This window comes from Frigidibacter sp. MR17.14 (assembly GCF_037095735.1).
GTDB lineage: Bacteria > Pseudomonadota > Alphaproteobacteria > Rhodobacterales > Rhodobacteraceae > Frigidibacter.
The window spans coordinates 39,062-65,487 of record NZ_JBAWKD010000001.1 but is presented as its reverse complement, the minus strand read 5'-3'; the positions used below and the strand labels follow the sequence as shown (position 1 = coordinate 65,487).

Annotated in this window: 27 protein-coding genes and 1 riboswitch; of the genes, 10 read left to right on the top strand and 17 right to left on the bottom strand. The window is 70.0% G+C overall.

What is annotated here, in order from left to right:
* Window position 1 precedes the first annotated feature (1 nt).
* Together V8J36_RS00305 and purU are read left to right on the top strand one after the other, a co-directional pair.
* Complete coding sequence (locus V8J36_RS00305) at window positions 2–703, top strand: FG-GAP repeat domain-containing protein (RefSeq protein WP_336465255.1); 702 nt, start codon at window positions 2–4, stop codon at window positions 701–703.
* Between the two features lie 122 nt (window positions 704–825).
* Window positions 826–1,710, top strand: coding sequence for a formyltetrahydrofolate deformylase (gene purU / locus V8J36_RS00300; RefSeq protein WP_336465254.1), 885 nt, complete (start codon window positions 826–828; stop codon window positions 1,708–1,710).
* A gap of 113 nt (window positions 1,711–1,823) precedes the next feature.
* Here purU and V8J36_RS00295 read toward each other — a convergent pair whose 3' ends face one another.
* Window positions 1,824–2,060 carry a hypothetical protein gene (locus tag V8J36_RS00295; protein ID WP_336465253.1) on the bottom strand — a complete coding sequence of 79 codons (237 nt, stop codon included), beginning with the start codon at window positions 2,058–2,060 and terminating at the stop codon, window positions 1,824–1,826.
* 223 nt (window positions 2,061–2,283) lie between these two features.
* Here V8J36_RS00295 and V8J36_RS00290 point away from each other — a divergent pair, with 223 nt between their 5' ends.
* Entirely contained in the window at window positions 2,284–2,556 is a 273-nt protein-coding gene (locus V8J36_RS00290; RefSeq protein WP_336465252.1) for a hypothetical protein, read from the top strand.
* Between the two features lies 1 nt (window position 2,557).
* Here the strand turns inward: V8J36_RS00290 and purD are convergent, their stop codons facing one another.
* On the bottom strand, window positions 2,558–3,820 hold the full coding sequence (gene purD, locus V8J36_RS00285; RefSeq protein ID WP_336465251.1) for a phosphoribosylamine--glycine ligase: 1,263 nt from the start codon (window positions 3,818–3,820) through the stop codon (window positions 2,558–2,560).
* A gap of 92 nt (window positions 3,821–3,912) precedes the next feature.
* Between purD and xseA the strand changes: the two genes are divergently transcribed.
* Complete coding sequence (gene xseA / locus V8J36_RS00280; RefSeq protein ID WP_336465250.1) at window positions 3,913–5,544, top strand: exodeoxyribonuclease VII large subunit; 1,632 nt, start codon at window positions 3,913–3,915, stop codon at window positions 5,542–5,544.
* A gap of 1 nt (window position 5,545) precedes the next feature.
* Here the strand turns inward: xseA and V8J36_RS00275 are convergent, their stop codons facing one another.
* Both V8J36_RS00275 and V8J36_RS00270 read right to left on the bottom strand, forming a co-directional pair.
* Entirely contained in the window at window positions 5,546–5,965 is a 420-nt protein-coding gene (locus tag V8J36_RS00275) for a hypothetical protein (RefSeq protein ID WP_336465249.1), read from the bottom strand.
* Window positions 5,966–6,036: 71 nt separating this feature from the next.
* The gene (locus V8J36_RS00270) at window positions 6,037–7,098 is read right to left on the bottom strand and encodes an alkane 1-monooxygenase (RefSeq protein WP_336465248.1); all 1,062 of its coding nucleotides are present in this window, start codon (window positions 7,096–7,098) and stop codon (window positions 6,037–6,039) included.
* 233 nt (window positions 7,099–7,331) lie between these two features.
* On the opposite strand from V8J36_RS00270, the gene ftsY reads away from it, so the two are divergent.
* A complete protein-coding gene (ftsY, locus tag V8J36_RS00265; protein WP_336465247.1) occupies window positions 7,332–8,495 on the top strand; it encodes a signal recognition particle-docking protein FtsY in 1,164 nt (387 codons plus the stop codon).
* On the opposite strand, the gene V8J36_RS00260 is transcribed toward ftsY, so the two are convergent.
* Window positions 8,496–8,888, bottom strand: a complete 393-nt coding sequence (locus V8J36_RS00260; RefSeq protein ID WP_336465246.1) for a GFA family protein — start codon at window positions 8,886–8,888, stop codon at window positions 8,496–8,498.
* Between the two features lie 269 nt (window positions 8,889–9,157).
* Here V8J36_RS00260 and V8J36_RS00255 point away from each other — a divergent pair, with 269 nt between their 5' ends.
* Together V8J36_RS00255 and V8J36_RS00250 are read left to right on the top strand one after the other, a co-directional pair.
* Window positions 9,158–10,054, top strand: a complete 897-nt coding sequence (locus V8J36_RS00255) for an EamA family transporter (RefSeq protein WP_336465245.1) — start codon at window positions 9,158–9,160, stop codon at window positions 10,052–10,054.
* Window positions 10,055–10,059: 5 nt separating this feature from the next.
* Entirely contained in the window at window positions 10,060–10,725 is a 666-nt protein-coding gene (locus V8J36_RS00250; RefSeq protein WP_336465244.1) for an inner membrane-spanning protein YciB, read from the top strand.
* 41 nt (window positions 10,726–10,766) lie between these two features.
* Here the strand turns inward: V8J36_RS00250 and V8J36_RS00245 are convergent, their stop codons facing one another.
* The 3 genes from V8J36_RS00245 to V8J36_RS00235 all read right to left on the bottom strand — a co-directional run bounded on the left by V8J36_RS00245 (window position 10,767) and on the right by V8J36_RS00235 (window position 13,432).
* Complete coding sequence (locus tag V8J36_RS00245) at window positions 10,767–11,564, bottom strand: glutaredoxin (RefSeq protein ID WP_336465243.1); 798 nt, start codon at window positions 11,562–11,564, stop codon at window positions 10,767–10,769.
* A gap of 128 nt (window positions 11,565–11,692) precedes the next feature.
* On the bottom strand, window positions 11,693–12,397 hold the full coding sequence (locus tag V8J36_RS00240; RefSeq protein WP_336465242.1) for a glutathione S-transferase N-terminal domain-containing protein: 705 nt from the start codon (window positions 12,395–12,397) through the stop codon (window positions 11,693–11,695).
* Between the two features lie 120 nt (window positions 12,398–12,517).
* Window positions 12,518–13,432 (bottom strand): hypothetical protein, encoded by a 915-nt coding sequence (locus V8J36_RS00235; protein WP_336465241.1) that lies wholly within the window; start codon window positions 13,430–13,432, stop codon window positions 12,518–12,520.
* Window positions 13,433–13,565: 133 nt separating this feature from the next.
* Window positions 13,566–13,642: riboswitch (SAM riboswitch) on the top strand.
* Window positions 13,643–13,694: 52 nt separating this feature from the next.
* Between V8J36_RS00235 and metZ the strand changes: the two genes are divergently transcribed.
* Window positions 13,695–14,879 (top strand): O-succinylhomoserine sulfhydrylase, encoded by a 1,185-nt coding sequence (gene metZ, locus V8J36_RS00230; protein WP_336465240.1) that lies wholly within the window; start codon window positions 13,695–13,697, stop codon window positions 14,877–14,879.
* A 14-nt stretch (window positions 14,880–14,893) separates the two neighbouring features.
* Here metZ and V8J36_RS00225 read toward each other — a convergent pair whose 3' ends face one another.
* A complete protein-coding gene (locus V8J36_RS00225) occupies window positions 14,894–15,997 on the bottom strand; it encodes an NAD(P)/FAD-dependent oxidoreductase (RefSeq protein WP_336465239.1) in 1,104 nt (367 codons plus the stop codon).
* 96 nt (window positions 15,998–16,093) lie between these two features.
* On the opposite strand from V8J36_RS00225, the gene V8J36_RS00220 reads away from it, so the two are divergent.
* Window positions 16,094–16,735, top strand: coding sequence for an SDR family NAD(P)-dependent oxidoreductase (locus tag V8J36_RS00220; protein WP_336465238.1), 642 nt, complete (start codon window positions 16,094–16,096; stop codon window positions 16,733–16,735).
* 6 nt (window positions 16,736–16,741) lie between these two features.
* Here V8J36_RS00220 and V8J36_RS00215 read toward each other — a convergent pair whose 3' ends face one another.
* Window positions 16,742–17,638, bottom strand: a complete 897-nt coding sequence (locus V8J36_RS00215; protein ID WP_336465237.1) for a bestrophin family protein — start codon at window positions 17,636–17,638, stop codon at window positions 16,742–16,744.
* Window positions 17,639–17,852: 214 nt separating this feature from the next.
* Between V8J36_RS00215 and V8J36_RS00210 the strand changes: the two genes are divergently transcribed.
* Window positions 17,853–18,635: an SDR family oxidoreductase gene (locus V8J36_RS00210; protein WP_336465236.1), complete on the top strand. Its 783-nt coding sequence runs from the start codon at window positions 17,853–17,855 to the stop codon at window positions 18,633–18,635.
* Window positions 18,636–18,837: 202 nt separating this feature from the next.
* On the opposite strand, the gene V8J36_RS00205 is transcribed toward V8J36_RS00210, so the two are convergent.
* From V8J36_RS00205 to V8J36_RS00175, 7 genes are all read right to left on the bottom strand, one after another.
* On the bottom strand, window positions 18,838–20,031 hold the full coding sequence (locus V8J36_RS00205) for a winged helix-turn-helix domain-containing protein (protein ID WP_336465235.1): 1,194 nt from the start codon (window positions 20,029–20,031) through the stop codon (window positions 18,838–18,840).
* An 88-nt stretch (window positions 20,032–20,119) separates the two neighbouring features.
* Window positions 20,120–21,175: a dipeptidase gene (locus tag V8J36_RS00200; RefSeq protein WP_336465234.1), complete on the bottom strand. Its 1,056-nt coding sequence runs from the start codon at window positions 21,173–21,175 to the stop codon at window positions 20,120–20,122.
* A 3-nt stretch (window positions 21,176–21,178) separates the two neighbouring features.
* Window positions 21,179–21,937, bottom strand: a complete 759-nt coding sequence (locus V8J36_RS00195) for an ABC transporter ATP-binding protein (RefSeq protein ID WP_336465233.1) — start codon at window positions 21,935–21,937, stop codon at window positions 21,179–21,181.
* Window positions 21,934–22,764, bottom strand: a complete 831-nt coding sequence (locus tag V8J36_RS00190) for an ABC transporter ATP-binding protein (protein ID WP_336465232.1) — start codon at window positions 22,762–22,764, stop codon at window positions 21,934–21,936. Before V8J36_RS00190 ends, V8J36_RS00195 begins: the two co-directional genes overlap by 4 nt.
* Entirely contained in the window at window positions 22,764–23,681 is a 918-nt protein-coding gene (locus tag V8J36_RS00185; RefSeq protein ID WP_336465231.1) for an ABC transporter permease, read from the bottom strand. Before V8J36_RS00185 ends, V8J36_RS00190 begins: the two co-directional genes overlap by 1 nt.
* Window positions 23,678–24,754, bottom strand: coding sequence for an ABC transporter permease (locus V8J36_RS00180; protein WP_336465230.1), 1,077 nt, complete (start codon window positions 24,752–24,754; stop codon window positions 23,678–23,680). Before V8J36_RS00180 ends, V8J36_RS00185 begins: the two co-directional genes overlap by 4 nt.
* Window positions 24,751–26,346 (bottom strand): ABC transporter substrate-binding protein, encoded by a 1,596-nt coding sequence (locus V8J36_RS00175; protein ID WP_336465229.1) that lies wholly within the window; start codon window positions 26,344–26,346, stop codon window positions 24,751–24,753. Before V8J36_RS00175 ends, V8J36_RS00180 begins: the two co-directional genes overlap by 4 nt.
* Window positions 26,347–26,426: the final 80 nt, after the last annotated feature.

The window sequence follows — 26,426 nt, the reverse complement described above, 5'->3', positions numbered from 1 at the left end:
CATGACGGTCCGGGCCCTTGTCGCGCTTCTGGCCGGCCTGGGCCTGGCCTCGCCCGCGCTGGCCGAGCCCGTGGTGGGTGCGGTCTTCGAGGGGCCGGTGCAGCGCTATGGCCACAAGGCGCTGGGCGGCGCCGCCGAGTGGTCGGTGCTGCGCATCGACACGACAGAGGGCGTGCTGTCCTACGAGCTGCCGAAACGGCTGGTGTTCGAGGATCTCGCCCCGCGGCTGGCCGATCTGGACGGCGACGGCGCGCCCGAGGTGATCGTGGTCGAAAGCGACCGTGACCGCGGCTCGCGGCTTGCGGTCTGGGGCCCGACCGGGCGGATCGCGGCCACCGATTTCATCGGCAACCGCTTCCGCTGGCTGGCACCCGCCGGGATCGCGGATTTCGACGGCGATGGCCGGGTCGAGATCGCCTATGTCGAGACGCCGCACCTTCGCTATCTGCTGAAGCTCGTCCGTCTGGAGGGCGACGCGCTCGTGCCGGTGGCTGAAATGGCGGGCGTCACCAACCACCGCTTCGGCGATGCGGTGATCCAGGGCGGGGTGGTGACCTGTCCGGGGCCGGCGCTGCGGCTTGCCGATCCGACCTGGGGGCTGGTGCGGCTGGTGGCCTGGGATGGTGCGCGGCTGGCCTTCCTCGACCTCGGATCCTATCGCGGTCCGGCCAGCCTCGACCCCGCGCGGGGCTGCCGCCCCTGACCGCGGTTCATCCGCGACGCAGGCTGTCGCCTTTTGCCGTGGCCCGGTCGCAATGGGGCTGGCGCGGACACGGTCCGCGACGGAAAGATGCCCCCGTTGCCGCCCGCGAAAGGACGCCCCCGATGACCACCTACGTTCTGACCGTCACCTGCCCCTCGACCCGCGGCATCGTCGCCGCGATCTCGGGTTTTCTTGCCGAGAAGGGCTGCAACATCACCGACTCGGCCCAGTTCGACGATGCCGAGACCGGGCGCTTCTTCACCCGCACCACCTTCGTGTCGGAGACCGGCGCGACGCTCGCCGAGCTGCGCGAGGCCTTCGCCGGCGTCGCCGCCCCCTTCGACATGGACTGGGCGATCCATGACGGGGACCACAAGATGAAGGTCCTGCTGATGGTGTCGAACTTCGGGCATTGCCTGAACGACCTGCTCTACCGCTGGCGCATCGGCGCGCTGCCGATCGAGATCGTCGGCGTTGTGTCGAACCACCTGACCTACCAGAAGGTCGTCGTGAACCACGACATCCCCTTCCACCAGATCAAGGTGACCAAGGAGAACAAGCCCGAGGCCGAGGCCCGCCTGCTGGCGCTGGTCGAGGACACCGGGGCCGAGCTGATCGTGCTGGCGCGCTACATGCAGGTGCTGTCGGACGCGCTCTGCCGGAAGATGGAAGGCCGGGTGATCAACATCCACCACTCGTTCCTGCCGTCGTTCAAGGGGGCCAATCCCTACAAGCAGGCCTTCCAGCGCGGGGTGAAGCTGATCGGGGCCACGGCGCATTACGTCACCGCCGACCTCGACGAAGGCCCGATCATCGAGCAGGACACCGTCCGCATCACCCACGCCCAGTCGCCCGACGACTATGTCTCGCTTGGCCGCGACGTCGAGGCCTCGGTGCTGAGCCGGGCGATCCACGCCCATATCCATCACCGCGTGTTCCTGAACGGGAACAAGACCGTGGTCTTCCCGGCCTCGCCCGGCAGCTACGCCTCGGAACGCATGGGCTGAGGACGCCGGCAGCGGCGCCGGCAACGGCCAGAAAGCAAAAGGCCCCGCGCAGGCGGGGCCTTCTTCGTTTCCGGCCGCCTGCGCCGAGGGAAGGCGCGCCGGCGGCGGAAGGGTCAGGCTTCGGATTCGGTGGCGCGCGAGACGGTGGCGATCACCGCGACCAGCACCGAAAGCAGCGCGAGGCCGAATCCGCCGTGGGCGATAAGCGCCGGGGTGCCGGTGAGGCCCATCGCGGCGATCCAGTCTTCGGCGGCGATGATCGCGCCGACGCCGAGCACGAAGAGCACGGCATAGACGAGGGCGATCAGGGCGTCGGCGTTCAGCGGGGCTTTGGAGACGAGCGTGGTCATGTCTGTTTTCCTATCGGGTGCGGCCTTCCGGATCGAAGCGCCGCCGGATCTGTTGGGGGATAGATGCGCCTTCCGAGCCCTGCGCACCATGCATAATGCGCGATTCCCGTCTTGCGCGAACCGCAAGGCTCGGGACACGAAATGCATGGCGGCCCTGCGGGAATCGGGAACCGGTCGGGGGGCTTGCGCGTCCTCGTGACAGATCTTCCAGGGAGTGACCCCGATGAAACCGACCGCCCGCACCTTCGCGAAGCTCGGCCTGCTGGCCGCCCTGCCGCTGGCTCTGGCTGCCTGCGAACCCAACAAGACGACGATCACCCGCACCGACCGCGTCGTCGCGGCCCCGGTGGTGACCATGGGCGCCAATGGCCGCACCGTCACCTTCGGCGACGGCTGCGTGGTGACCTATTCGACCGCCGGTGTCGCCACGACCCGGACCGCCGCCTGCTCGCCCCAGCAGATGACGCAGGCGGCCGCGGTCGTGGTCGCGCGCTGAGTTACAGCGCGCGCCAGCCGATGTCGCGGCGGCAGAAGCCGCCCGGCCAGTCGATGGCATCGACCATCGCATAGGCGCGCTCGCGGGCCTCGGCGAGGCTCGCGCCCCGCGCGGTGACGTTCAGCACCCGCCCGCCCGAGGCGATGATCGCCCCGTCGCGGGCCGCGGTGCCGGCGTGGAAGACCATGTTCAGGCTGTCGTCCGGCAGTTCGTCCAAGCCGCGGATCTGGCTGCCCTTGGCATAGTCGCCCGGGTAGCCGTTCGCGGCCATGACCACGGTGATCGCGTGGTCGTCGGCCCAGACCGGCTGCACCTCGGCCAGACGCCCCTCGGCGCAGGCCTGCAGCAGGTCGAGCGCCTGCGCGCCGAGCCGCATCATAAGCACCTGGCATTCCGGGTCGCCGAAGCGGACGTTGTATTCGACAAGCCGCGCGCGGCCGTTTTCGATCATCAGCCCGGCATAGAGCACGCCCTGGAACGGGGTGCCGCGGCGGGCCATCTCGGCGATGGTCGGGCGCACGATCTCGGCCATGGCCTGTTCCGCGATCGCGTCGGTCAGCACCGGGGCCGGGGAATAGGCGCCCATGCCACCAGTGTTCGGGCCGGTGTCGCCGTCGCCCACGCGCTTGTGGTCCTGCGCGCCGCCGACGGCCAGCGCGGTCTCGCCGTCCGACAGGATGAAGAGGCTGGCCTCTTCGCCGGCCATGAACTCCTCGATCACCACTTCCGCGCCTGCCGCGCCGAAGGCACCGCCGAAGATCTCGTCGAGCCCCGCCAGCGCCTCGTCCAGCGTCATCGCGACGATCACGCCCTTGCCGGCGGCAAGGCCATCGGCCTTCACCACGATCGGAGCGCCCTGTTCGGTCACGTAGTCCTTGGCGGCTGCGAGGTCGGTGAAGCGCGCATAGCCCGCGGTGGGGGCGTTGCAGGCGTCGCAGATCTCTTTCGTGAAGGCTTTCGAGGCTTCCAGCCGCGCGGCCTCGGCCGAGGGGCCGAAGGTCAGGATGCCCGCGGCGCGCAAGGCGTCGGCCACGCCCGCGGCCAGCGGCGCCTCGGGGCCCACGACCACGAAGTCGATGGCGTTCTCGCCGCAGAACTCGACCACCGCCGCGCCGTCGAGAATGTCGAGCGCCGCGCATTCGGCCAGATCCGCGATGCCCGCGTTGCCGGGGGCCACGATCAGCCGGTCGCATTTCGGGTTCTGCTTGATCGCCCAGGCCAGCGCATGTTCGCGCCCGCCGCTGCCCAGCACCAGGATGTTCATGCGCCTCTCCTCGACTAACCGGGCCGGCTTGGCCTCGCTCGCCCGGCGTTCTAAGGTCCGGGACATGACCGCACAAGACTGCCGCGCCCCCGATGAGTGACCTTTTCGAAGACGACGCCCCGGAAGCTTCCGGAAACACCGCCGGAAATGCCCATGACTACTCCGTCTCCGAGATCGCGGGGGCGGTGAAGCGGGTCATCGAGGGCGAGTTCGGCCGCGTGCGGGTGCGCGGCGAGGTGGGGCGCGTGTCGCGCCCCGGGTCGGGCCATCTCTACTTCGCGCTGAAGGACGACCGGGCGACGCTGGATGCCGTGGCCTGGAAGGGGCAGGCGGCGAAACTGGCGGTGAAGCCCGAGGAGGGGATCGAGGTCATCGCCACCGGGCGGATGACCACCTTCCCCGGCTCGTCGAAATACCAGCTGGTGGTCGAGAACCTTGAAGTCGCCGGACAGGGCGCGCTGATGGCGATGCTGGAGAAGCGTCGCGTGCAGCTGCAGGCGGAAGGTCTGTTCGACCCGGCCCGCAAGCAGCCGATCCCGTTCCTGCCCGAGGTGATCGGCGTCGTCACCTCGCCCTCGGGCGCGGTGATCCGAGACATCCTGCACCGGCTGCGCGACCGCTTCCCGCGCAAGGTGCTGATCTGGCCGGTGGCGGTGCAGGGGCAGGCCTGCGCGCCCGAGGTCGCCCGCGCGATCGCGGGCTTCAACGCGCTGACGCCCGGCGGCGCGCTGCCGCGGCCCGACCTGCTGATCGTCGCGCGGGGCGGTGGCTCGATCGAGGACCTCTGGGGCTTCAACGAAGAGATCGTGGTGCGTGCTGCGGCGGCCTCCGCGATCCCGCTGATCTCGGCCGTGGGACACGAGACCGACACCACGCTGATCGACTTCGCCGCCGACCTGCGCGCGCCGACGCCCACCGCCGCGGCCGAGATGGCGGTGCCGGTGCGGGCCGAGCTTGCGGCACTGATCGCCGAACAGGGCGCGCGGATCGCGCGGGTGGTGATGCTGTCCGCCGACCGCCGCCGGCAGCGGCTGGCGGATCTGGCCCGCGCCCTCGGGCGGCCCGAAGCACTGACCGCGCCTGCGCGCCAGCGGCTCGACCTGACGGGCGCGCGGCTCGATCCCAGCCTGCGCGGCGCGACCGCCGCCAAGCGCGCGGCCTTCGCCCGGGTCGGCGCGCGGATGGGGCCGGCGCTGCTGACCGGGTTCCTGCTGGGCGAGAGGCGCAGCCTTGCCGACCGCGCCGCGCGGCTGGCCCCGGCGCTGGCCACGCGCACCGACCGCACGCGCGAACGGTTCGATGCGCTCGCCGCGCGGCTCGAGCGGGCGCATCAGGCCCGCACCGGCAATGCTCTGCGCGAGATCGGCCATGACCGCGAGCGCCTTGGCCAGATGGCGGCGCGTCTGGCCGCGGTGCTGCCCGTGCGGATCGAGCGCGCGCGCGAGCGTCTGGTGGCACTCGACCGGATGCGGGCGACGCTGGGCTATACCGAGACGCTGGCGCGGGGTTATGCGGTGGTGCGGGCGGGCGAAGCTCTGGTGACCGGGGCCGAGGCCGCACGGACCGAGCCGCGGCTCGAGATCGAGTTCGCCGATGGCCGCGTCGCGGTGCGCCCCGACGAAGCTCCGCCAGCGGAACCACGTGCCGAGACGTCGGGTCCCGCGAAGGCGGCGGCCGCGAAGCCGAAGAAGCCCGCGGCGCCGGATCAGGGCTCGCTCTTCTAGGTCAGACGCCCACGTCGGGCATGCAGGGCAGGGGACTGGTGCTGTCCTTCACTGCGACCAGCGGGTCGCCCTCGGGGTCGCCGCGGAACTTCGCCGCGATCCCGGCGCCGGTCTGGAAGAAGGTCCAGCACTGCAGGTCGGGCACGTCCTCGTAGGCGAAGCAGATCTCGTCGCCCTCCGGGAACCAGTGGCCGCTTTTGCAGATGTCGCCGGTGAAGGCCCAGATCACCTTGCGGTTCGGCAGATACTGCTCGGTCCCGTAGACCTGCCCGCCCGCCGCATAGGTCAGGGTGCGGCCGACCGAGAGCGCGTCGAACTCCTCGGGGGTCAGCGGGCGGCCGTCCTCGGCCGCGGCCAGCTGCGGCAGCAACGCCGCCGCCAGCACCAGTGCGTGGATGCCCTTGTCGAGCTTCGGGGTCATGTCGGCCGCTCCCAGATCGTCTGGGCGCGACCCTGCCAGAGCCGCGCCCCCGGGGGCAAGCGGCCTGCGCGTCACGAACCCGTGCCCGGCGCCTGCCTTTGCTGCCAGCGCGCGAGCCGCGGATCCATCACCCGCCGCCAGAGCGGGGGCACCAGCGCCAGCGTGGCCATCAGCGGCAGCGAGCGCGGCAGGGTCGGGGTCGTGGCGGGCGCAAGGCGCAGGCCGGGATAGGGGCGCGCGGGATGCAGGTGGTGGTCGGCATGGCGGGGCGCGTGCAGCATCACGAGGCCGGAGAAGGCCTGCGGCGCGTCCCAGCTGTGCCCGGGCCCGACCGGCTCGTAGCGGCCGTCGGCGCGGCGGTCGCGGGTCAGGCCGTAGTGCTGGACATAGTCTGACAGCATCAGCTGCAGCTGCGCATAGGCGGCCAGCGCCAGATGCGCGGCAAGCCCCGCCGGTCCGAAGGCCTGCGCGCTGCCGGCAAGAAAGATCGCGGCCCCGGCGAGGTAGGCTGCGTAGGGATGCACTCCGCGCGCGGTGCCGCGGGCGCGCAGGGCGGTTTCCGCGCGCAGCCCCTCGCGGAACTCGCCCCACCAGGCGCGGGGCAGATAGGCCCAGAAGCCTTCGCCCGCGCGGGCGGTCGCAGGGTCGTCGGGTGTCGCGACGCAGCGGTGATGCACCAGCCGGTGGCCCGAGACGTGCTGGCCGTGCAGCAGCGTGACATAGACCAGCGCGCCCAGCCGCGTCAGGCCGCGGCCGCCGCGGTGGATCAGCTCGTGCGCGTTGGAATTCGATACCTGTCCGAAGAAGAGCCCCGCCGCGAGGAACAGCCCAATCCGCGCCGGGACCGAAAGCCCGGTCGCGCCGGCGACCCCGGCGATCGCCAGCGGCAAGAGCGCGAGATGGACCAGCGCCAGCACCACCGACAGGCTGTCGGCCACCGGGAATTCCGCGTCGCCGACATTGCCGAAGGCCGCGATGACCCGGTCGAGCAGGTAGGTGAGCACCGTCATCCAGCCAAGCGCCGCCGCGACCCAGACCGCGCCCTGCAGGGCCGCTGCCGCGATCAGCGCGGCGGGCGCCAACGTGGCCAGCGCGAAGCCCGCCATCGGTGCCGGGGGGCGCGGGGGCGTCACCCGGCGGCCCGTCCGATGCCGGGGCCGCGGGCAGGGGGCTGCGCGGCAGGGTGCCGCGGGGCGGGGACGAGGCAAGGGGCGCGTGGTCGAGGGGTCATTCCCCGATCCTACCCGCCGAAACCCGGCCCCGGAAGGCATTCGCGGCCTCCTCGGCCCTTTCCAGTCGCGCGCGCGTGCCTTAGGTGAAGGAACAGGCCGCCCACGCGGCCGGCAGGAATGGGTCCGGAGGGTCGATGTCGTTTTTCTCCAAGCTCCGCGAGCGGCTGAACCGGTCGTCGTCGCGTCTCGGCGAAGGGCTCGAGGCGATCGTCGAAGAGGGCGGCGCGGTCTCGGCCGGGGATGCACCCGAACCGGGACCCGAGGTGCCGCAGCCCGCCCCGCAGGAACGCCCGTTGCGCCCCGACCCGATGCCTGCGCCGACCCCGGCCGAGGTGCCCGGTCAGGCGCCGCCGGAATGGGTGCCGACGCCCGCGGAAACCCCGCAGCCCGAGGCCGCGAAGCCCGGCATGTTCGGGCGCCTCTTCGGGCGCGCGCCCGGCGCGGCGGCGGAACCGGTGATGCGGCGGGTGCTGGATGACGAGATGCTGGAAAGCCTCGAGGAGCTGCTGATCCAGTCCGACATGGGCGTGGACACGGCGCTGCGGGTGACGGCGAACCTCGCGCAGGGGCGGATGGGCCGGCGGATGTCGGTCGAAGAGATCAAGGCCGCGCTAGCGTCCGAGATCGCCGCGATCCTCGACCCGGTCGCGCGGCCGCTGCCGATCTATCCCAAGACCCCGCAGGTGGTTCTGGTGGTGGGCGTCAACGGCTCTGGCAAGACCACGACGATCGGCAAGCTGGCCAGCCAGTTCCGCGCGGCCGGCAAGTCGGTGGTGATCGCCGCGGGCGACACCTTCCGCGCCGCGGCCGTCGACCAGCTGAAGGTCTGGGGCGAGCGCGCGGGCGTGCCGGTGCTGACCGCGCCCGAGGGCTCGGACCCGGCGAGCCTCGCCTTCGACGCGATGACCAAGGCGCAGGCCGAGGGCGCGGACCTCTTGATGATCGACACCGCGGGCCGCTTGCAGAACCGCGCAGACCTGATGGAAGAACTGGCGAAGATCGTCCGCGTCATCCGGAAGAAGGACCCGGACGCGCCGCACAACACCCTGCTGGTGCTGGATGCGACCACCGGGCAGAACGCGCTGAGCCAGGTCGAGACCTTCCGCAAGCTGGCCGATGTCTCGGGTCTGGTGATGACCAAGCTCGACGGCACCGCGCGCGGCGGCGTGCTGGTGGCGCTGGCCGACAAGTTCGGCCTGCCGATCCATGCCATCGGCGTGGGTGAGCAGATCGACGACCTCGCCCCCTTCGATCCCGAGGATTTCGCCCGCGCGCTGGTGGGCGCGAAGGCGGCCTGATCAGTCCTCGGACCGGCCGGTGCCTTCGCGGTCGCGCGGGTAGCTGTGGGCGAGGGGGAAGGGCGGCAGCCAGCCCTCGCGACGGATCGTCCAGTTCTCGTAGGTCGGGCGCAAAAGGTCGGGCGCATCGAGCGTGCCGAGATGCAGCTCGATCTCGTCGCCGCTTTCCGCGAAGACCGACGAGCCGCAGGTGGGGCAGAAATGCCGGCCGCGCCAGTCGCGGCTTTCGCCACTGACGGTGACCGCGTCCCGCGGGAAGACCGCGGCGGCGTAGAACAGCGCCCCGTGATGCTTGCGGCAGTCGAGACAGTGGCAGAGGCCCACGCGGAACGGCGCGCCTTCGGCCGTGATCCGCAGCGCCCCGCACAGGCAGCCGCCCTCGTATCGCTCCATCCCGTCCTCTCCTTCCCGCGGCTTGTCCCCGACGCCGGGCACGCCTAGGGTCCGGGTCAATCTTCCTGACGCGTCCGTCTGGGCGCGCCGATCTGTCCCGAGATCCCGTTGAGCCACCTCACTCCCAAGACCGCGCCCGCCCCGGCGATGCGCCGACGCCCCGCAGCGCGGGCCCGGCAGCCCGCCCCGACCCGTCCGCCACGTCCAAGGGTAGCGCCGCGCAACGGGAAGGCCATGATCGCCGGACGGCCCGTGCGCCGGAGGCTGTCATGGGCGATCTGATCCTGTCGCTGGAAGGCACCGACGCCGGGCGCGATCTGGCGATGGCGCTCGCGCTGTTCGCCGCGCTGACCCACGCGGTCTTCGGCGCGCTGCAGAAGGGGCGCCACGACCCTTGGGTCTCGCGCGGGGGGATGGACATCTGCTCGGGGCTCTTCGCGCTGCCGGTGATGGCGATGGTGCCGTTCCCGGAGCCGCAGATGTGGCCGATCTTCGCCGGTGCCTGGGTGATCCACTCGGCCTACAAGTTCCTGCAGGCCTCGACCTACCAGCGCGGCGCGTTCACGGTCGTCTACCCGGTCGTGCGCGGCGCGGCGCCGCTTTTCGCGGTGATCGGCGCCTGGATCGTCTTCGGCGAGCGGTTCGCGCCGCTGCAATGGCTGGGGGTGGCGGTGCTGCTGGCCGGGATCTTCGGCCTTGCAGTCTACAACCTGCGCTATGTCACCGTCGCGCGCGACACGCTGGTGGCGGCGCTGGGCTTCGCGGTCGCGACCGGCGCCTCGGTCGCCTTCTACACGACCTATGACGCCTACGGCATCCGCGCGACCGCCGATCCCTTCACCTTCCTCGCGTGGTTCTTCTTCATCGACGGCTGGCTGATGCCGCTGGTGCTGCGCAAGCGCCTTGCGGCGCTTCCGCGCGCCGACCTGGTCTCTGTCCTGAAACGGGGTGCATTCGGCGCGATCATCGCTTATCTCAGCTTCGGCTCGGTCATGCTGGCCACCCGGCTCGACAAGGTCGGCGAGGCGGCGGTCCTGCGCGAGACCTCGACGGTCTTCGCGGCGCTGATCGGCTGGCTGATGCTGGGCGAGCGTGTCGGGCCGCGACGGCTGGGACTGATGACGCTGATCGCGCTGGGCGCGGTGATCGTGGAATTCGGGGGATAGGACCGATGGCGGACGAAGACATCGCGGGTGGCCGGCTGGGCGCCGAGGCCGAGGGCGCGACGCCCAAGGGCCGCAAGATCAATCCCTGGCTGAAGGCGGGACTGGAATTCGGCCCGGTGCTGGCCTTCTTCGTGGCTTTCGGGCGGCTGAAGGACACGCATGTCACCATCGCCGGAACAGACTACGGCGGGTTCATCGTCGCGACGGCGGGCTTCGTCGCGCTGATGATCCTCACCACCGGGATCCTCTGGAAGCTGACCGGCCGGCTGTCGCCGATGCAGATCGCGACGCTGGTGCTGGTCGTGGTTTTCGGCGGGCTCTCGGTCTGGCTGAACGACGAGCGCTTCTTCAAGATGAAGCCCACGATGATTTACGTGCTCTTCGCGGCGATCCTCGGCTGGGGACTGATGCGCGGGCGGTCCTACCTTGCGCTGGTCATGGAAGAGGTGATGCCGCTGACGCAGGAAGGCTGGATGATCCTGACCAAGCGGCTGGCGCTGTTCTTCCTTGCCCTCGCGGTCGCCAACGAGGTCGTCTGGCGCACGATGTCGGACGAGGCCTGGGTCAGCTTCAAGACCTTCGGGCTGACGCTGGCGATGTTCGCCTTCTTCATTGCCCAGAACGGGCTGATGAAGGCGCATGGCCTGTCGAAGGACGACGAGGACAAGTGACGACGAGGACAAGTGACGGCGAGGGCCGGTGGGGGCGCGGCTCAGAAGAGCCGCACCAGCATCCACAGCCCCATCAGCGCCATCGCGAGGTTCTCGGTCAGCGAGACGAAGCCCAGCGGCGTGTTCGATCCGCCGCCCATGCAGGCGCATTTCAGCTCTCGCCCGTCGATCCACACCGCCTTGATCACCGAGACCGCGCCGATCGTGCCGATCACCAGCGCCACCGGCGCGGCGGCCCAGAGCGCGACGCCGGCCAGCATGGCAAGGCCCGCCGCGGTCTCGAGATAGGGGTAGATGTAGCCATAGGGCACCCAGCGCCGCGCGAGCAGGTCGTAGTTCAGGAACATCGTCGAGAAGCTTTCGACGTCCTGCAGTTTCTGCAGACCCAGAAGCACCATTGCGACCGAGACGAACCAGGAAAAGATCATCGCCGTCTCCAGCGCCCCGGTCGCGACCCAGGCGATCGCCAGTGCGATCACGGCTGCGACCGCGAACAGCGTCAGCACCGGGCGATAGGTCGTCTCGTCAGCTTTCGGGACGTGATGTCCGAAATGCTCCTGCAGGTCGTCATAGCCGCCGATGCGGCGCCCGGCGATGAAGACCTGCGGAGTCGCCTTCACGTCCAGCTTGCGCTTCAGCCGGTCGGTCTCGTCGCGCGTGGTCAGCCAGTGGTCATGGACGGTGAACCCCTTGCGTTCGAGCAGTGCCTTGGCCTTCAGGCCGTAGGGGCAGAGGTGATCGGGCATCACCATGCGATAGAGGCTGGCGGTCTTCGCGGGGTCGGCATCGCTTTGCGGCGCGGTGTCGATGACGATGGTTTCCATCGTTTGATCGGTCATGGGCGGCTCCGGTTCTGCGGCTGTGTCGCAGGGCGGCGGTGCCAAGGCCACGCCTTGGGCGCGCCATCGCCGGGACCGCCCCGGTTGCCGACACAACGGCTCCGGGGCGGTTTCGGTTTCGTCTTCGGTCAGGCTTTGCGGAACAGGTGCTTCTGCGCTTCCTTGTCCGCCGCCACGTTGCCGCGGTTTTCGGCCGAGACCGCGCGGCCGCGCTGCACGCCCGGACGCGCCGCCATCACGTCCAGCCAGCGCTTGAGGTTCGGCTTGTCGTCCAGCGTCTGCGACTGCCCTTCCCAGAGCGAGGCCCAGGGCCAGATCGCGAAATCGGCGATCGAGACGAAGTCGCCGGCGACATACTCGGTCTTCGCCAGCTGGCGGTCGAGCACGCCGTAAAGCCGCGCCACCTCGTTGCGGTAGCGGTCCTTGGCATAGGGCAGGTCCTGCGGCGGGTCCATCGCGGGGGCGTATTTCAGGAAGTGGTGAGCCTGTCCCGCCATCGGGCCCAGCCCGCCCATCTGCCACATCAGCCACTGGTCGACCGCGATCCGGTCGCGCTCGGTCGGGCCGCAGAACTGGCCGGTCTTGCGGGCGAGGTATTGCAGGATCGCGCCTGATTCGAAGATCGAGACCGGCTGGCCGTCCGGCCCCTCGGGGTCGATGATCGCGGGCATGCGGTTGTTCGGCGCGATCTTCAGGAACTCGGGGTCGAACTGCTCGCCCTTGCCGATGTTCACCAGATGCAGGGTGTAGGGCAGGCCCATTTCCTCGAGCGCGATCGAGATCTTCCAGCCGTTCGGCGTGGGCCAGTAGTACAGGTCGATGGGTTTGGTCACGGGTCATTCCCCCATTGGCCCCGCGGTGCCGCCGGATGCGGCCGTCTGAACGGGGCGGTTCGGATATCGAGAATGGGGGTTTTCCCGGCGGGGACAAGTGCGCCAGCGCAGGGCGGGGTCTCAGGCCATGCGCGGACCGGCGTCCTCGTCGCGTGGTGGCAGGGCCGCGATCAGCCCGCGGAAGCGGCGCACCGTGGCAGGAGGCGCTGCGGCGCGCAGTTGCGCGGGGCTGATCGCAGCGCGCTCGCGCAGGATCGCGCGATAAAGCGCGAAGACCCCGGGGCGCAGATAGGGGCCCCAGTGGCAGACGCGGTGGCGGGCGGCGCCGATGCGGAAGCCCAGCGCGGCCAGTCCCGCCCGCGTCTCGGCGCAGTCGAGGTCGAGATCGACCCAGTCCCGCGGCGCCTGCGGCAACCCGCGCCCGAGCCCGCGCCACAGCGAGGCGCCGAGTGCCAGCTCCAGCGCCGCGTCGAACAGGTCGTTCTCGCGCGTCGTCACGTTCACGAAGCCCGCGCGCCGGCCTGCGGGGCTGTCGACGGCGCGCATCGCGTTCGCGGTGAACTCGGCCGCGGCCAGCAGCAGCACCCGGCCGATGCTGCCCGCCGGTGCCGCGGCGATCCCTGCGAAGGCCACCCGCGCGCCCATCGAATGGGCGAGGATGTCGAGCGGGCGTCCGTCGAGCCGTGCCGCGATCTGCGCCAGCCCCGTGCCCGCGCGCCCCGCCGCCTGCCAAGCCCGCCAGAGCGAGCCGCTGGCCTCCCAGCCGATGGCGATGGCCAGCCCCTCGTCGGGGCGGCCCTGCCCGAAGCCCAGCGCGCGGGGCCAGGACAGTGCGCGGCGGTCGCCCGGGGCGGGGTCCAGCGCCAGGATATGGCGGTGGGGGGACAGCGCCTCGGATCGGGGCGAGAAGCGGAACCCGTGCAGCAGCGCGACCACCGGCCCGCGGGGCACGGCAGTCAGGGCTGCGCGAAGACGTGCCGCGGCGGGGGCGGGCAGCTGGCCGTCGGGGGCAAGGTCGATGCGGATCAGGGCCATGGGCGGCGCTCGATGAACTGGACCTGCTTTCATCCTGCCGCAGCGCGGCGACGCGGGCGTGACCCTGCGGTAACGCGGCCGTGACGATGTGCCCCGCACCGCGCTTGACCTTCGGGCGGGGCGGGCGTAAGCCCACCGCGACCGTGGCGATTTGTCCCCGATTGCGGGCCACGTAAAACAATCCGCTAAAGTGGCCGGACCGCCCTCGCAGGCCGTTCCGACCCCTGTGATGCGGGGTAACGCGATGCGAGGACCCGGAAGAATGACCGATCCCAAAGACTGGAAACGCCGCACGAAGCTCGTGCACACCGGCACCCGCCGGTCGCAATATGGCGAGATGGCCGAAGCCCTGTTCCTCACCCAGGGCTTCGTCTACGACAGCGCCGAGCAGGCCGAGGCGCGCTTCATCGCCGTCGGCGACGACGAGTTCATCTATGCCCGCTACGGCAACCCGACGACCCGGATGTTCGAGGATCGCATCGCCGCGATCGAGGGCACCGAGGACGCCTTCGCCACCGCCTCGGGCATGGCTGCGGTCAACGGCGCGCTGGCCTCGTGGCTGCGGCCCGGCGACCATGTCGTCTCGGCCCGTGCGCTGTTCGGCTCGTGCATCTTCGTGCTGGACTACCTCGCCTCGTTCGGGGTCGAGGTGACCTATGTCGACGGCACCGACAATGACGCCTGGAAGGCGGCGCTGCGCCCCGACACCAAGGCGGTGTTCCTCGAGTCGATGTCGAACCCGACGCTGGAGATCGTCGACCTGAAGGCGGTCTGCACGCTGGCCCATGCGGTCGGCGCGACGGTGATCGTCGACAACGCCTTCGCCACCCCGGTCTGGAGCCGTGCGGTCGAGATGGGCGCGGATGTGATCGTCTATTCGGCGACCAAGCACATCGACGGCGGCGGGCGCGCGCTGGGCGGCGTGATCTGCGGCACGAAGGAGTTCGTGCGCAAGGTGGCCGAGCCCTACCTCAAGCACACCGGCGCGGCGATCAGTCCGTTCAACGCCTGGCTGATGCTGTCGGGGATGCAGACGCTCGAGCTGCGCGTGCGTGCCCAGACCGAGGCCGCAGCCGAGATCGCCGAGGCGCTGTCGGGCCATGCCAAGATCACCCGGCTGGTCTATCCGGGACTGGAAAGCCACCCGCAGCACAAGGTCGCGGCGGAACAGATGGGCGGCTTCGGCACCATGCTGGCCTTCGAGATCGCGGGCGGGCAGGAGGCGGCGTTCCGGCTGCTGAACGCGCTCGAGGTGGCGAAGATCTCGAACAACCTCGGTGACGCGAAGACCATCGCCACGCATCCGGCCACCACCACGCACCAGCGCCTGCCGGTCGAGCAGAAGGCGATGCTGGGCATCACCCCCGGCCTGATCCGGCTGTCGATCGGTCTGGAAGACCCGGCGGACCTGATCGCCGACCTGATGCAGGCGCTCGACAAGGCGTAAGACCGGCGCGCGCGCTAAAGGCGCGCCGCCACCTCGGCCCCGATCGCGAGGCTCGAGGTCAGGCCCGGGCTCTCGATCCCGAAGAGGTTCACGAGCCCCGGCACCCCGTGCTCGGCCGGTCCGCGGATGACGAAATCCGCGGCCGGTGCGCCGGGGCCGGACAGCTTCGGCCGCACCCCGCAATAGCTGACAGACAGCGAGCCCCTGGGCAGCCCCGGCCAGTAGCGCGAGATCTCGGCCTCGAAATGCCCGGCCCGTGCCTCGGACAGGGTATAGTCGACCCCCTCGATCCATTCGACATCCGGCCCGAACCGCGCGCCGCCGCCAAGGTCCAGCGTCAGGTGCACGCCCAGCCCGCCGGGTTCCGGCACCGGGTAGATCAGTCGGCTGAAGCTATGCCGCGCGCTGGTGGTGAAGTAGCTGCCGCGGGCATAGTGCATCCGCGGCACCTCGGCCGAGGGCAGGCCATCCAGCGCCGTCGCGATCCCTGCCGCCCAGAGGCCCGCCGCGTTCACCACGCTGCGCGCGCGCAGGTCGAAGGGCGCGCCGGCCGCGTCCACCGTTCGCAGTTCGATCCCGTCGCCGGTGATCCGCCCGCCGGTCACGCTAGTGCCAAGCGCCAGCATTCCGCCGGCCGCCTCGATCTCGCCCACCAGCGCCAGCATCAGCCCATGGCTGTCGATGATCCCGGTCGAGGGCGAAAGCACCGCCGAGGTGCAGAAGAGGTCGGGTTCAAGCTCCATCGCCTCGCGGGCGGTCAGGCGGCGCAGGTCGCCGACCCCGCAGGCGGCGGCATGGGCCATGACCGTGTCCAGCGCCGGCTCCTGCGCCGGATCGGTCGCCACCACCAGCTTGCCGCAGTTGCGGTGGCCGATCCCATGCTCGGCGCAGAAGGCATAGAGCCGCGCCTTGCCCTCGATGCAGAGCCGTGCCTTCAGGCTGCCGGCGGGGTAGTGGATCCCGGCGTGGATCACCTCGGAGTTCCGGGCGCTGGTTTCCGTCCCGAAGGCCTCGGCCCGTTCCAGCACCAGAACCTCGCGGCCAGAGCGGGCCAGTTCGCGCGCGATGGCCAGCCCGACAACCCCGGCCCCGATCACCACGCAATCGACGTCTTCCATGTGATCCTCCCTCTTGCGCAGCAGCCTAGGGAGCGCAGGGCGGGAACGGAACCCCGCCGCGGTGCGTAGGGCATCGGAACGCGACGGAGGATGGCGATGCGGGCACTGGTGATCGGGGCATCGGGCGGGATCGGCGCGGCACTGGCCGCGGCACTGGCGGCGCGGGGCAAGGTGGTGGGCCTCAGCCGCAGCCACGACGGGCTCGACGTCACGGATGAGGCCTCGGTCGCCCGTGTGCTGGGCGTGCTGCGGGGACCCTTCGAGATGATCTTCTGCGCGACCGGGGCGCTGGGCCGGCCCGAGAAGATGCTGAAGGCGCTGGAGCCCGAGGCTTTCGTGCAGCAGATGCAGGTCAATGCACTGGGCCCGCTTCTGGTGCTGAAACACGCGCTGCCCCTGATGCCGCGCGACCGGGTGGCGCGGTTCGGGGCGCTGTCGGCGCGGGTCGGCTCGATCGGGGACAACCGGCTGGGGGGCTGGTATTCCTACCGCGCCGCCAAGGCCGCGCTGAACCAGGGCCTGCGCTCGGCCGCGGTCGAGATCGCGCGCACCCATCCGCAGGCGGTGATCGCCGCCCTGCATCCGGGCACGGTCGAGACCGCCTTCACCGCGGGATACGCCGCCGAGAAACATGCCCCGGACCGGGCCGCCGCGGACCTGATCCGGGTGTTGGAGGGCCTGACCCCGGACGACAGCGGCGGCTTCCGCGACTGGCGCGGCGCGACGGTGCCATGGTGAGCGGGGTCAGTTCAGAAGCCCGTCGACGGGTTGCAGCGGCTCTGGCAGGTCGGTGATGCCGCGGGCGGCCTGCAGCTCGATCTCGATGTTGCGGGCAATGGCGGCCAGCGGCAGGTCGTTCGGCTCGAGCCCGAAGGGCTGCTCGACCTCGTCGGCCAGCGCGTCGAGGCCGAAGAAGGCATAGGCCACCAGCAGGGACAGGATCGGCGTCAGCCAGCCGATCAGGTCTGCGAAGCCGAAGGGCAGCAGGAAGCAATAGGGATGCGCGGTGCGGTGCAGGAGCAGCGCATAGCCGAAGGGCACCGGCGTCGCCTTGATCCGCTCGCAGGCCGCCTGCGCGTTCATCAAGAGGCCAAGGCTTTCGTCGAGCCGCACCCAGGCGATCTCGCCCAGACGCCCCTCGCGGGCCTCGGTCGCCAGCCGCTCGCCGATCTCCTGCAGCATCGCTTCGGCCGGGTTGCGGGTGGCGATGGGCCGTGCGGGCATCGGCACCGGCAGTGCCACCGGGCCCTCGGCGCCGCGCAGCTGGTGCTCGACCAGCCGGATCCAGGCGACCAGATGCAGCAGCATCCAGTCGCGCAGTCCGGGGTCGGGCAGGATATGGGTGGCGCGGCCGATTTCGCGCACCCCGATCACCATCGCGCCCAGAAGCTTGCGGGCCTCCCACCAGCGGTCGTAGGCGGCCGAGTTGCGGAAGCCGAGGAAGATCGACAGGGCGATCCCCAGCAGCGAGAAGGGCGTCGGGTTCACCGCCGGCACCCAGTCCGGCGCGGTGCGGTGCAGGGTCACGATCACGGTCGAGATGACGCCCACGCCCAGCACCATCGGCCAGACCTTGCGGATCACCGAATGGCGCAAGACGAAAAACAGGGTGAGGACGCCGGGGCGGGGGCGAAGGATCATGACGGAGCTCTGAAGGGCTGAGGGGCGATCATTCCGGCGTCAGCAGGGCCGTATTGCTGCCTAGACCCGCGCCGGGTGCTTTTTCCAGTGCCGAGCCCGGGGGCGCGGCAGGAGGTCGCAGGGACGCTGTCCCGGGATCTGACATGGGGGTCGCCCAAGGCAACCGATCGGCGCAGGATGGCGTTGGCCCCGCGACGCGAAAAGGAAGGTCCCGATGGAAGACGCAAGTCCCGAAACCGCCACGGCCGAGGCGGCGGTGGCCGCGGTCCTGACCCGCGCGGCCCTGGTCACCGGCGGCGCGCAGGGCATCGGCCGCGCGATCGTGAAGCACCTGTCGGACGCGGGCTGGCAGGTCGCGGCGCTCGACATCGACGAGGACGCGCTGGACGAGGTCGGCGCATGGCCCGGGGTGATCCCGCTGGCCTGCAACCTTGCGGACGAGGCGCAGGTGACCCGTGCCGTTCAGGCGGCCGGGCTCGACCGGCTGGACCTCGTCGTGAACAACGGCGGGCTGGCCAAGGCGCAGGGGGCGGCGCTGGAGGAGATGAGCCTGGAAAGCTTCAACGGCTGGATCGGTTCGCATCTGGTCGGCACCTTCCTGGTGACGCGGGCCTGTCTGCCGGCGTTGCGCGCGGCGCACGGGGCGGTGGTCAACATGGCCTCGACCCGCGCCTTCCAGTCCGAGCCGGACAGCTACGGCTATGCGGCGGCGAAGGGCGGGGTGGTGGCGCTGACCCATGCGATGGCGATCGGGCTTGGGCCGCAGGTGCGGGTGAATGCGGTGGCGCCCGGCTGGATCGACACTTCGGGCTGGCAGAAGGGCCACCCGGCGCCGGCGCAGTGGTCGGCCGAGGATCATGCCCAGCATCCGGTCGGCCGCATCGGCGAGCCCGCGGATATCGTGGGCGCGGTGATGTACCTGTGCGACGCCCGTTTCGTCACCGGGCAGGTCATCGTCGTCGACGGGGGCATGTCGCGGAAGATGATCTACCTTTGAACGTCCGAAGGGAGTGCCGGGGGGAGGCGCGCCTCCCCCCGGCACTCCCTTCGGACGTTCAAAGGTAGATCATCTTCCGCGACATGCCCCCGTCGACGACGATGACCTGCCCGGTGACGAAACGGGCGTCGCACAGGTACATCACCGCGCCCACNTGGGGGGAGGCGCGCCTCCCCCCGGACCCCCCTGCGCCATGGCGCTCCTACCCGGCGTCGGGGCGAAGCCATCCGGGGTCGAAGGCCACCGCCTCGACACCGGCGAAGCGGGCGAGACGGTCGAGTTCGGCCTCGAGCCGCGCAAGCCGGGCGCCGGCGATCTTCACGCCGGGCTCTGGCCAGACCGCGCGGACCTGCAGCACGCCCTCGGCCCGCTTCGCCCGCGCGTCGAGGCGGCCGATCAGGCGGTCGCGCTCCAGCACCGGAAAGACGTAGTAGCCCCAGCGCCGCTGCGGCTCGGGCACGAAGACCTCGATGCGGTAGTGGAAGCCGAAGAGCCGCTCGGCCCGTGCCCGGTCGCGCAGGGCGGGGTCGAAGGGCGACAGGATGCGCACGCGGCCCGAAGGCTCGGGCGCGGCCTCGGCGGCGGCGCGCAGGCCCGGGCGCGCGTAATGGCGGCGGGGGCTGCCGTCGGCGCCTTCGATCTTCACCTCCTCGATCGCGCCGCGGGCGAGGGCGGCGGTGCACCAGTCCTTGGCCTCGGCGGGCGTGACCTTGGCCCAGAAGGCCGCGATCTCGCCGCTCGTCGCGAAGCCGAGGCGGTCGAGGGCGGCGTTGCAGGCCCAGTCGATGGTCTCGGCCTCGCCGCGCGCGATGGCCTGCGGATAGACCCGTTCGGCAAGGTCGTAGACCTTGGCGAAGCCGTCGCGGCGGGTGACGGCAAGGCGGCCCGAGCGCCAGAGGAATTCGAGCGCGGTCTTCGAGGGCTGCCAGTCCCACCAGCCCTGGCCACGGCTTTCGCGCGGGGTCGAAAGATCGCCGGTGCCGACCGGGCCGCTGTCGCGGATCCGGTCGAGGACGGTGTCGATCTCGGCCTCGAATTCGGGGCCCTGCCATTGCCGGTAGCGTTCGCGGATCCGGGCGGCATCGCGGGCGAAGCGCATCTGCCAGTGGTCGAGGAAAGCCGTGGGGATCAGGGCCGCGTCATGGGTCCAGTGTTCGAAGAGGTGGCGGTCGCGTTCGTGCAGGCGCTTCAGCGCCGGCGGGCGATAGGCGGGTCGGCGCGACCACAGGATCTGGTGATGGGCCCGCGCGACGGTGTTGATCGAGTCGAGCTGGACGAAGCCCAGGCGGTCGATCAGGGACAGCAGGTCGGGGCCTGTCGCGGGGCCCGCGGGCGCCTCGGCCAGCGCGTGGCGGTCAAGGAAGAGCCGGCGGGCGAGGGCGTTCTCGAGGATCATCGGGCGGCGGTCCCCTGTGACGAGCGCCGGGGGCTGTCTGCCCCCGGACCCCCGAGGATATTTTCGCCAGTGCGAATGCGGAAGGGGCTCAGGCCCAGGTCCGGTCGAGGAGGGCGAGCCAGTTTTTCCACGCGAGCTTCTCGATCAGCGCCTCGCCGTAGCCATGGGCGCGGAAGGCCTCGATCAGGCGCGGCAGGCCCGCGACATCGCCCAGGGGCGCGGGGATCGTCGCGCCGTCGAAGTCGGAGCCAAGGCCGAGGTGATCCTCGCCCAGGATCGACAGGAGGTGATCCATGTGGCGCAGCATCACGTCGAAGCCGAAGGCCGGGTCCTTGCGGCCGTCGGGGCGCAGGAAGGAGGTGGCGTAGTTCAGGCCGACCATCCCCTTGGACTCGGCGATCATCTTCAGCTGGCGGTCGGTGAGGTTGCGCGCCGAAGGCGTCACCGCATGGGCGTTCGAATGGGTGGCGACCAGCGGCGCGTCCGAAAGGCGGGCGACATCGTCGAAGCCCTTCTCGTTCAGGTGGCTGAGGTCGAGCATGATCTTCAGCGCGTTGCATTCCGCGACCAACCTGCGTCCGGCCTCGGTCAGGCCCGGGCCGGTGTCGGGCGAGGAGGGGAAGGCGAAGGGCACGCCGTGGCCGAAGGCGGTGGGGCGCGACCAGACGGGGCCGAGCGAGCGCAGGCCGAGCCCGTGCCAGACATGCAGCGTGTCGAGGTCTTCCGAGATCGCCTCGGCGCCCTCCATGTGCAGGATTGCGGCGATCTTCCCCGCGGCCATCGCCGCACGGATCTGGGCGGTGGTCGTGCAGATCGAGAGCGTCCCGGTGCGCTCCATCCATTTCAGATGGCCGATCATCGCGGTGGCGACCGGCAGCGCCGCGTCGAGCGGGGCCGGCGCCGGCAGCGGCACCTGATAGGGCGGGTTGTCCATCAGCGCGTCGTAATCGAGCCCCGCGGCATCCTTGGGCGAAGGGATGTAGACCGCGAAGAAGCCGCCGGCGAAGCCGCCCGCGCGCATCCGCGGCAGGTCGAGCTGGCCCTTGCCCTCGCCGGTCAGCCAGATCTCGTCGCGCCGGGCGGGATCGCGCAGCAGGCGCAGGAGGAAGTCGTTGTGGCCGTCGAAGACAGGAACTTGGGTCATGGGTCAGGCTGCCGTATAGCCGCGCGAGGCCTCGAGAAGCTGGCGCGTGTAGGGGGAGGTGGCGGTGCGGGCGCGCAAGGCATCGCGCGTGAGCTCTTCTACGCCCTGGCCATGCTGCATCACCAGCAGCCTCTCGCACATGTGCGCGACCACGGCGAGGTCGTGGCTGACCATGATGTAGGTCAGACCGCGCTCGGTCCGCAGCCGGTCGAGGAGGTTCAGCACCTCGGCCTGGATCGAGGCGTCGAGGGCCGAGGTCGGCTCGTCGAGCAGGAGCACCTTGGGTTCGAGGATCAGCGCCCGCGCGATGGCGACGCGCTGGCGCTGGCCGCCCGAGAGCTGGTGCGGATAGCGGAAGCGGAAGCCTTTCCCGAGGCCGACCTCCTCCAGAGCGCGCTCCACGCGGCTTTCCCGATCCGTGAAGCCGTGGATCGCCAGGGGCTCCGACAGCACCCGGTCGATGGTGTGGCGGGGGTGCAGCGAGGCATAGGGGTCCTGAAAGACCATCTGCACCTGCCGGTAGAAGGCCGGCGGGCGCGGGCTCGCAAGCTCTTGCCCGCCGATGCAGATCTCGCCGGCCGAGGTCGGGGCAAGGCCGCAGATGGCGCGCAGGACGGTGGATTTGCCAGAGCCCGACTCGCCCACCAGCCCATAGCTTTCGCCCTGCGCCACGCTCAGCGAGACGCCGCGGACGGCATGGACCTCGGTCGTCCCGCTGGTGAAGCGGACGTGAAGGTCGCGGATGTCGATGAGTGCGGTCATTCGGCCCAGCTCGCCTCGCGTTGCAGGGTGGGGAGGGGGCGGATGTCGTCGTCGAGCCGCGGCAGGCAGTTCAGAAGGCCCTGCGTGTAGGGATGCTTTGCCAAGTGAAGCTCCGAGGCCTTCAGTTCCTCGACGACGCGCCCGGCATACATCACCAGCACCCGGTCGCAGAAGGACGACACCAGCCGCAGGTCGTGGCTGATGAAGATCAGGCCCATGCCGCGCTCGGTCACCAGCCGGTCGAGGATGCGCAGCACCTCGACCTGCACGGTCACGTCGAGCGCCGAGGTCGGCTCGTCCGCGATCAGGAGGTCGGGCTCGGTCACCAGCATCATCGCGATCATCGCGCGCTGGCCCATGCCGCCCGACAACTCATGCGGATAGGCGTTGAACACGCGGTCCGGGTCGCGGATCTGCACGGCTTCCAGCATGGCGATGGCGCGGCGCTTCTTCTCGGCCCCCGACAGGCGGCCGTGGAACTTCAGCGCCTCCATGATCTGCTTGCCGATGGTCATCACCGGGTTCAGCGAATACTTCGGGTCCTGCATCACCATCGACATCCGGCCGCCGCGCAGGCTGCGCCATTGGCGGGGCGTCGCCTTCTTCAGGTCGATGCCGTCGAAGGTGAGCGTCTTCGCGCTGGCCTTGCCCGGCGGCGGGGTCAGGCCGAGGATCGCGCGGCCGGTCTGCGACTTGCCCGAGCCGCTTTCGCCGACGATGCCCAGCCGCTCGCGGCCCAGCGTGAAGCTGACGCCGCGCACGACCTCGACAGGCCCCTGGCGCGAGGGGAAGGCGATGCGCAGGTCGTCTACGGTGAGAAGCGTCATCACTTCCTCGCTTTCGGATCGAGGACGTCGCGCAGGCCGTCACCAAGGAAGTTGAAGCCTAGCGAGACCACGAAGATCGCAAGGCCCGGCATGGTCGCGACCCACCACTGGTCGATCAGGAAGCGCCGGCCCGCGGCGATCATCGCGCCCCATTCGGGCTGCGGCGGCTGCGCGCCAAGGCCGATGAAGCCGAGGCCGGCGGCGGTCAGGATGATGCCCGCCATGTCGAAGGTCACCCGCACGATCACGGACGAGGTGCAAAGCGGCACGACATGGCCCCAGATGATCCGGGGGCTAGAGGCGCCCTGCAGCCGGATCGCGGCGATGTAGTCGCTGTCGCGGATCGTCAGCGTCTCGGCCCGCGCGAGACGGGCGTAGGGGGGCCAGGAGGTGATGGCGATGGCGATGATGGCGTTTTCGATGCCGGGGCCGAGCGCCGCGACGAAGGCCAGCGCCAGGATCAGGCGCGGGAAGGCCAGGAACACGTCGGTGACGCGCATCAGCGCGGTATCGACCCAGCCGCCGAAATAGCCGGCGGTGGTGCCGACCAGAAGGCCGATCGGCGTCGCGATCACCGCGACCAGCGCCACCACCATCAGCGTCAGGCGTGAGCCGTGCACGAGCCGCGAGAAGATGTCGCGCGCCTGATCGTCGGTGCCCATCAGATGCGCCATCGAGGGCGGCAGCAGCCGCTCGGTCCTGAGGTCGCCGCCGACGATCGGATCGTAGGGGGCGATGACATTGGCGAAGACCGCCATCAGGATCAGCACGACGATGATGGCAAGGCCGACCATCGCCAGCGGATTGGTGCGGAAGGCAAGCCAGGTGCGGTAGGCCTGGCCCAGGCGGGCCTGCCGGCGCGAGGCGGGCTGCTCGGACAGCAGCCATTCGCGCCGGGAAAGGTTTGCAGCGGTCATGCGCGTCTCCGGACCCGGGGGTCGAGCAGGCGGTAAAGAAGGTCCGACAGCAGGTTCAGGGCGACGAAGCTGGTGCCGATCAGCAGCGTGCAGCCCAGCACCGCGGTCATGTCGGCGTTCTGCAGCGAGTTGGTCAGGTACATGCCAAGCCCCGGCCAGGCGAAGACCGTCTCGGTCAGGACCGAACCTTCGAGCAGGTTCATGTAGCTCAGCACGATCACGGTGATCAGCGGCACGGCCGCGTTCTTCAGCGCGTGGATCCAGATGATCCGCCATTCCGGCACGCCCTTCACCCGGGCGGCGATGACGTATTCCTGCGCCATTTCGGTCAGCATGAAGCTGCGGGTCATCCGGCTGATGTAGGCCATCGAGAAATAGCCCAGAAGCGAGGCGGGCAGGACCAGGTGCGAAAAGACGTTCTGGAACGCGGCCCAGCGGCCCTGCATCGCGGTGTCCAGAAGCAGGATGCCGGTCGTCGCGGTGAAATCGTACTCGTAGGAAATATCGACGCGGCCCGGGCCGGACACCCAGCCGAGGTTGGCGTAGAAGACCAGCAGGCCCAGCAGCGCCAGCCAGAAGATCGGTGCGGAGTAGCCGATCAGGCCGATCACCCGCACGATCTGGTCGGAGATGCCGCCCTGGCGCACCGCGGCCAGCACGCCCAGCGGGATGCCCAGCACGGTGCCGATGATGACGCCCGAGGTCGCAAGCTCGAGCGTGGCGGGGAAGACCCGGGCGATGTCCTCGAGCACCGGGCGCTTGGTCAGCACGCTTTCGCCGAAGTCGCCGCGGAAGATGTCGGTCAGATACATCCAGAACTGGGTGTAGAGCGGCTTGTCGAGGCCAAGCTCCAGATAGACGCGCTGGTAGGTCGAGGCGGGTGCGCGGTCGCCGACCACGGCCAGCACCGGGTCCACCGGCACCAGACGGCCGATCACGAAGGTGACCATCAGAAGGCCAAGGAAGGTCACGGCGGCGGTGGCGAGGATCTTCACCACGCCCCAGAGAACCGCCCCGATACGGGAAGCAGGGGCGCGCGAGCGCCCCTGCCGGGTCATGTCAGCGGCGCTCACTCCTTCGTCACCCCGATGAAGGAGTTGTCCGAGAAGCTGGGACCGAGCACGAAGTTGTCGACATTGGAGCGCTGGGCCGAGACCTCGACCTGCTGGAACATCACGACGAACGGGCTTTCGGCCAGCACCTTGCGCTGTTCCTCTTCGTACATCTTGGCGCGCTTGTCGGCGTCGCCCTCCATCATCGCCGCGTCGGTTTCCTTCGTCAGCTCGGGGATGTCCCAGGCGTTGCGCCAGGCGAGCGGCTTCGAGGTCGCGTCATCGGCGTTGTTGGGGTTGTAGGCGAAGGTCGAGGCGTTGGTGTGCGGGTCCTGATAGTCCGGGCCCCACTGGCCGATGTAGATGTCGTGCTGACGGCCGCGGTACTTGGTCAGCGTCTGCTTGCCGTCGCCCGGGATCAGTTCCAGCTTGATGCCGGCCTGCGCCATCGTGCCCTGGATCGCCTCGGCGATCGCGGTGATGTCGGCGGTGTTGCGGGTGTCCATCGTGACCGAGAAGCCGTCGGGATAGCCCGCTTCCTTCAGCAGCTCCTTGGCCTTGGCGACGTCGAGCTTGTAGGGCGCATCGTCGATCTCGCCCAGGAAGCCCTTGGGCAGGAAGGTCTGGTGGACCTGCGCGACGCCCGACATGATCGTGTCGGCGATCGCCTGGTAGTCGACCAGGTATTTCATCGCCTCGGCGACCTTCGGGTTCGACAGGTATTCGTTCTTCTGGTTCAGCCCGAGGTAGTAGATCGAGCCCTTGACCCCTTCCTCGATCTTGATGTCGGGGTTCGACTTCAGCGCGGCGATCTCTTCCGGGCCGAGCTTGCGGGCGATGTCGATGTCGCCCTGTTCCAGCATCAGACGCTCGGTCGCCGGTTCCGGGATGTGGCGATAGATCACCCGCTTCATCGCCGGCGCGTCGCCATAGTACTTCTCGTTGCGCTCGAAGACGACGGCCTCGTTCGGGCGCCATTCGCGGATCACGAAGGGACCCGAACCCGCGTAGTTCGTCTTCAGCCAGTTGTAGCCGTAGTCGTCACCCTCGGCATGTTCCATCACCAGCTTCTTGTCGACGACCATCGCGACGTTCGAGGTCAGGCAGTAGAGCACCAGCGAGGGCGCATAGGCCTGGTCCATCTCGAAGGTCACGGTCGAGGCGTCGGTGGCCTTGATCTTCTCTTCGACATTCTCCGGCGTGAAGCCGAACTGGGTGATGATGAAGGCGGGCGACTTGTCCAGCTTGACCGCGCGCACCAGCGAGAAGACGACGTCCTCCGCGGTGATCGGGTTGCCCGAGGCGAAGGTCAGCCCGTCCTTGATCTTGAAGGTCAGTGTCTTGCCGTCGTCCGACACGGTCCAGCTGTCGGCGATCTTGCCATAGACCTTGGACACGTCCTTGACGTCATAGCCGATCAGCGGCTCGTAGCTGTTGCCCAGCATCTCGCCGCCCGAGAATTCGAAGACCTCGGCCGGGTCGAGCGAGATGATGTCGTCGATCGCCCAGGCCTGGATCAGCGTGTCCGAGGGCGTGGCCGCCATGGCCGGCAGGCCCTGCACGGCGGCCCAGGCCACGACGGCCGTGGCCAGCCACTTGGAACGGTAAAGCATCTTGGAAATCCCCTCTGCTGGAAGTCGCGCCCGTGCCCGCGGTCCTTTGGCGGCCGTCGGTTGGCATGCGAACGATTTAA

Coding starts and splice junctions, on each gene's coding strand:
- V8J36_RS00305 (WP_336465255.1), top strand. CDS start 2: ATGACGGTCCGGGCCCTTGTCGCGCTTCTGGCCGGCCTGGGCCTGGCC.
- purU (WP_336465254.1), top strand. CDS start 826: ATGACCACCTACGTTCTGACCGTCACCTGCCCCTCGACCCGCGGCATC.
- V8J36_RS00295 (WP_336465253.1), bottom strand. CDS start 2,060: ATGACCACGCTCGTCTCCAAAGCCCCGCTGAACGCCGACGCCCTGATC.
- V8J36_RS00290 (WP_336465252.1), top strand. CDS start 2,284: ATGAAACCGACCGCCCGCACCTTCGCGAAGCTCGGCCTGCTGGCCGCC.
- purD (WP_336465251.1), bottom strand. CDS start 3,820: ATGAACATCCTGGTGCTGGGCAGCGGCGGGCGCGAACATGCGCTGGCC.
- xseA (WP_336465250.1), top strand. CDS start 3,913: ATGAGTGACCTTTTCGAAGACGACGCCCCGGAAGCTTCCGGAAACACC.
- V8J36_RS00275 (WP_336465249.1), bottom strand. CDS start 5,965: ATGACCCCGAAGCTCGACAAGGGCATCCACGCACTGGTGCTGGCGGCG.
- ftsY (WP_336465247.1), top strand. CDS start 7,332: ATGTCGTTTTTCTCCAAGCTCCGCGAGCGGCTGAACCGGTCGTCGTCG.
- V8J36_RS00260 (WP_336465246.1), bottom strand. CDS start 8,888: ATGGAGCGATACGAGGGCGGCTGCCTGTGCGGGGCGCTGCGGATCACG.
- V8J36_RS00255 (WP_336465245.1), top strand. CDS start 9,158: ATGGGCGATCTGATCCTGTCGCTGGAAGGCACCGACGCCGGGCGCGAT.
- V8J36_RS00250 (WP_336465244.1), top strand. CDS start 10,060: ATGGCGGACGAAGACATCGCGGGTGGCCGGCTGGGCGCCGAGGCCGAG.
- V8J36_RS00245 (WP_336465243.1), bottom strand. CDS start 11,564: ATGACCGATCAAACGATGGAAACCATCGTCATCGACACCGCGCCGCAA.
- V8J36_RS00235 (WP_336465241.1), bottom strand. CDS start 13,432: ATGGCCCTGATCCGCATCGACCTTGCCCCCGACGGCCAGCTGCCCGCC.
- metZ (WP_336465240.1), top strand. CDS start 13,695: ATGACCGATCCCAAAGACTGGAAACGCCGCACGAAGCTCGTGCACACC.
- V8J36_RS00225 (WP_336465239.1), bottom strand. CDS start 15,997: ATGGAAGACGTCGATTGCGTGGTGATCGGGGCCGGGGTTGTCGGGCTG.
- V8J36_RS00220 (WP_336465238.1), top strand. CDS start 16,094: ATGCGGGCACTGGTGATCGGGGCATCGGGCGGGATCGGCGCGGCACTG.
- V8J36_RS00215 (WP_336465237.1), bottom strand. CDS start 17,638: ATGATCCTTCGCCCCCGCCCCGGCGTCCTCACCCTGTTTTTCGTCTTG.
- V8J36_RS00210 (WP_336465236.1), top strand. CDS start 17,853: ATGGAAGACGCAAGTCCCGAAACCGCCACGGCCGAGGCGGCGGTGGCC.
- V8J36_RS00205 (WP_336465235.1), bottom strand. CDS start 20,031: ATGATCCTCGAGAACGCCCTCGCCCGCCGGCTCTTCCTTGACCGCCAC.
- V8J36_RS00200 (WP_336465234.1), bottom strand. CDS start 21,175: ATGACCCAAGTTCCTGTCTTCGACGGCCACAACGACTTCCTCCTGCGC.
- V8J36_RS00195 (WP_336465233.1), bottom strand. CDS start 21,937: ATGACCGCACTCATCGACATCCGCGACCTTCACGTCCGCTTCACCAGC.
- V8J36_RS00190 (WP_336465232.1), bottom strand. CDS start 22,764: ATGACGCTTCTCACCGTAGACGACCTGCGCATCGCCTTCCCCTCGCGC.
- V8J36_RS00185 (WP_336465231.1), bottom strand. CDS start 23,681: ATGACCGCTGCAAACCTTTCCCGGCGCGAATGGCTGCTGTCCGAGCAG.
- V8J36_RS00175 (WP_336465229.1), bottom strand. CDS start 26,346: ATGCTTTACCGTTCCAAGTGGCTGGCCACGGCCGTCGTGGCCTGGGCC.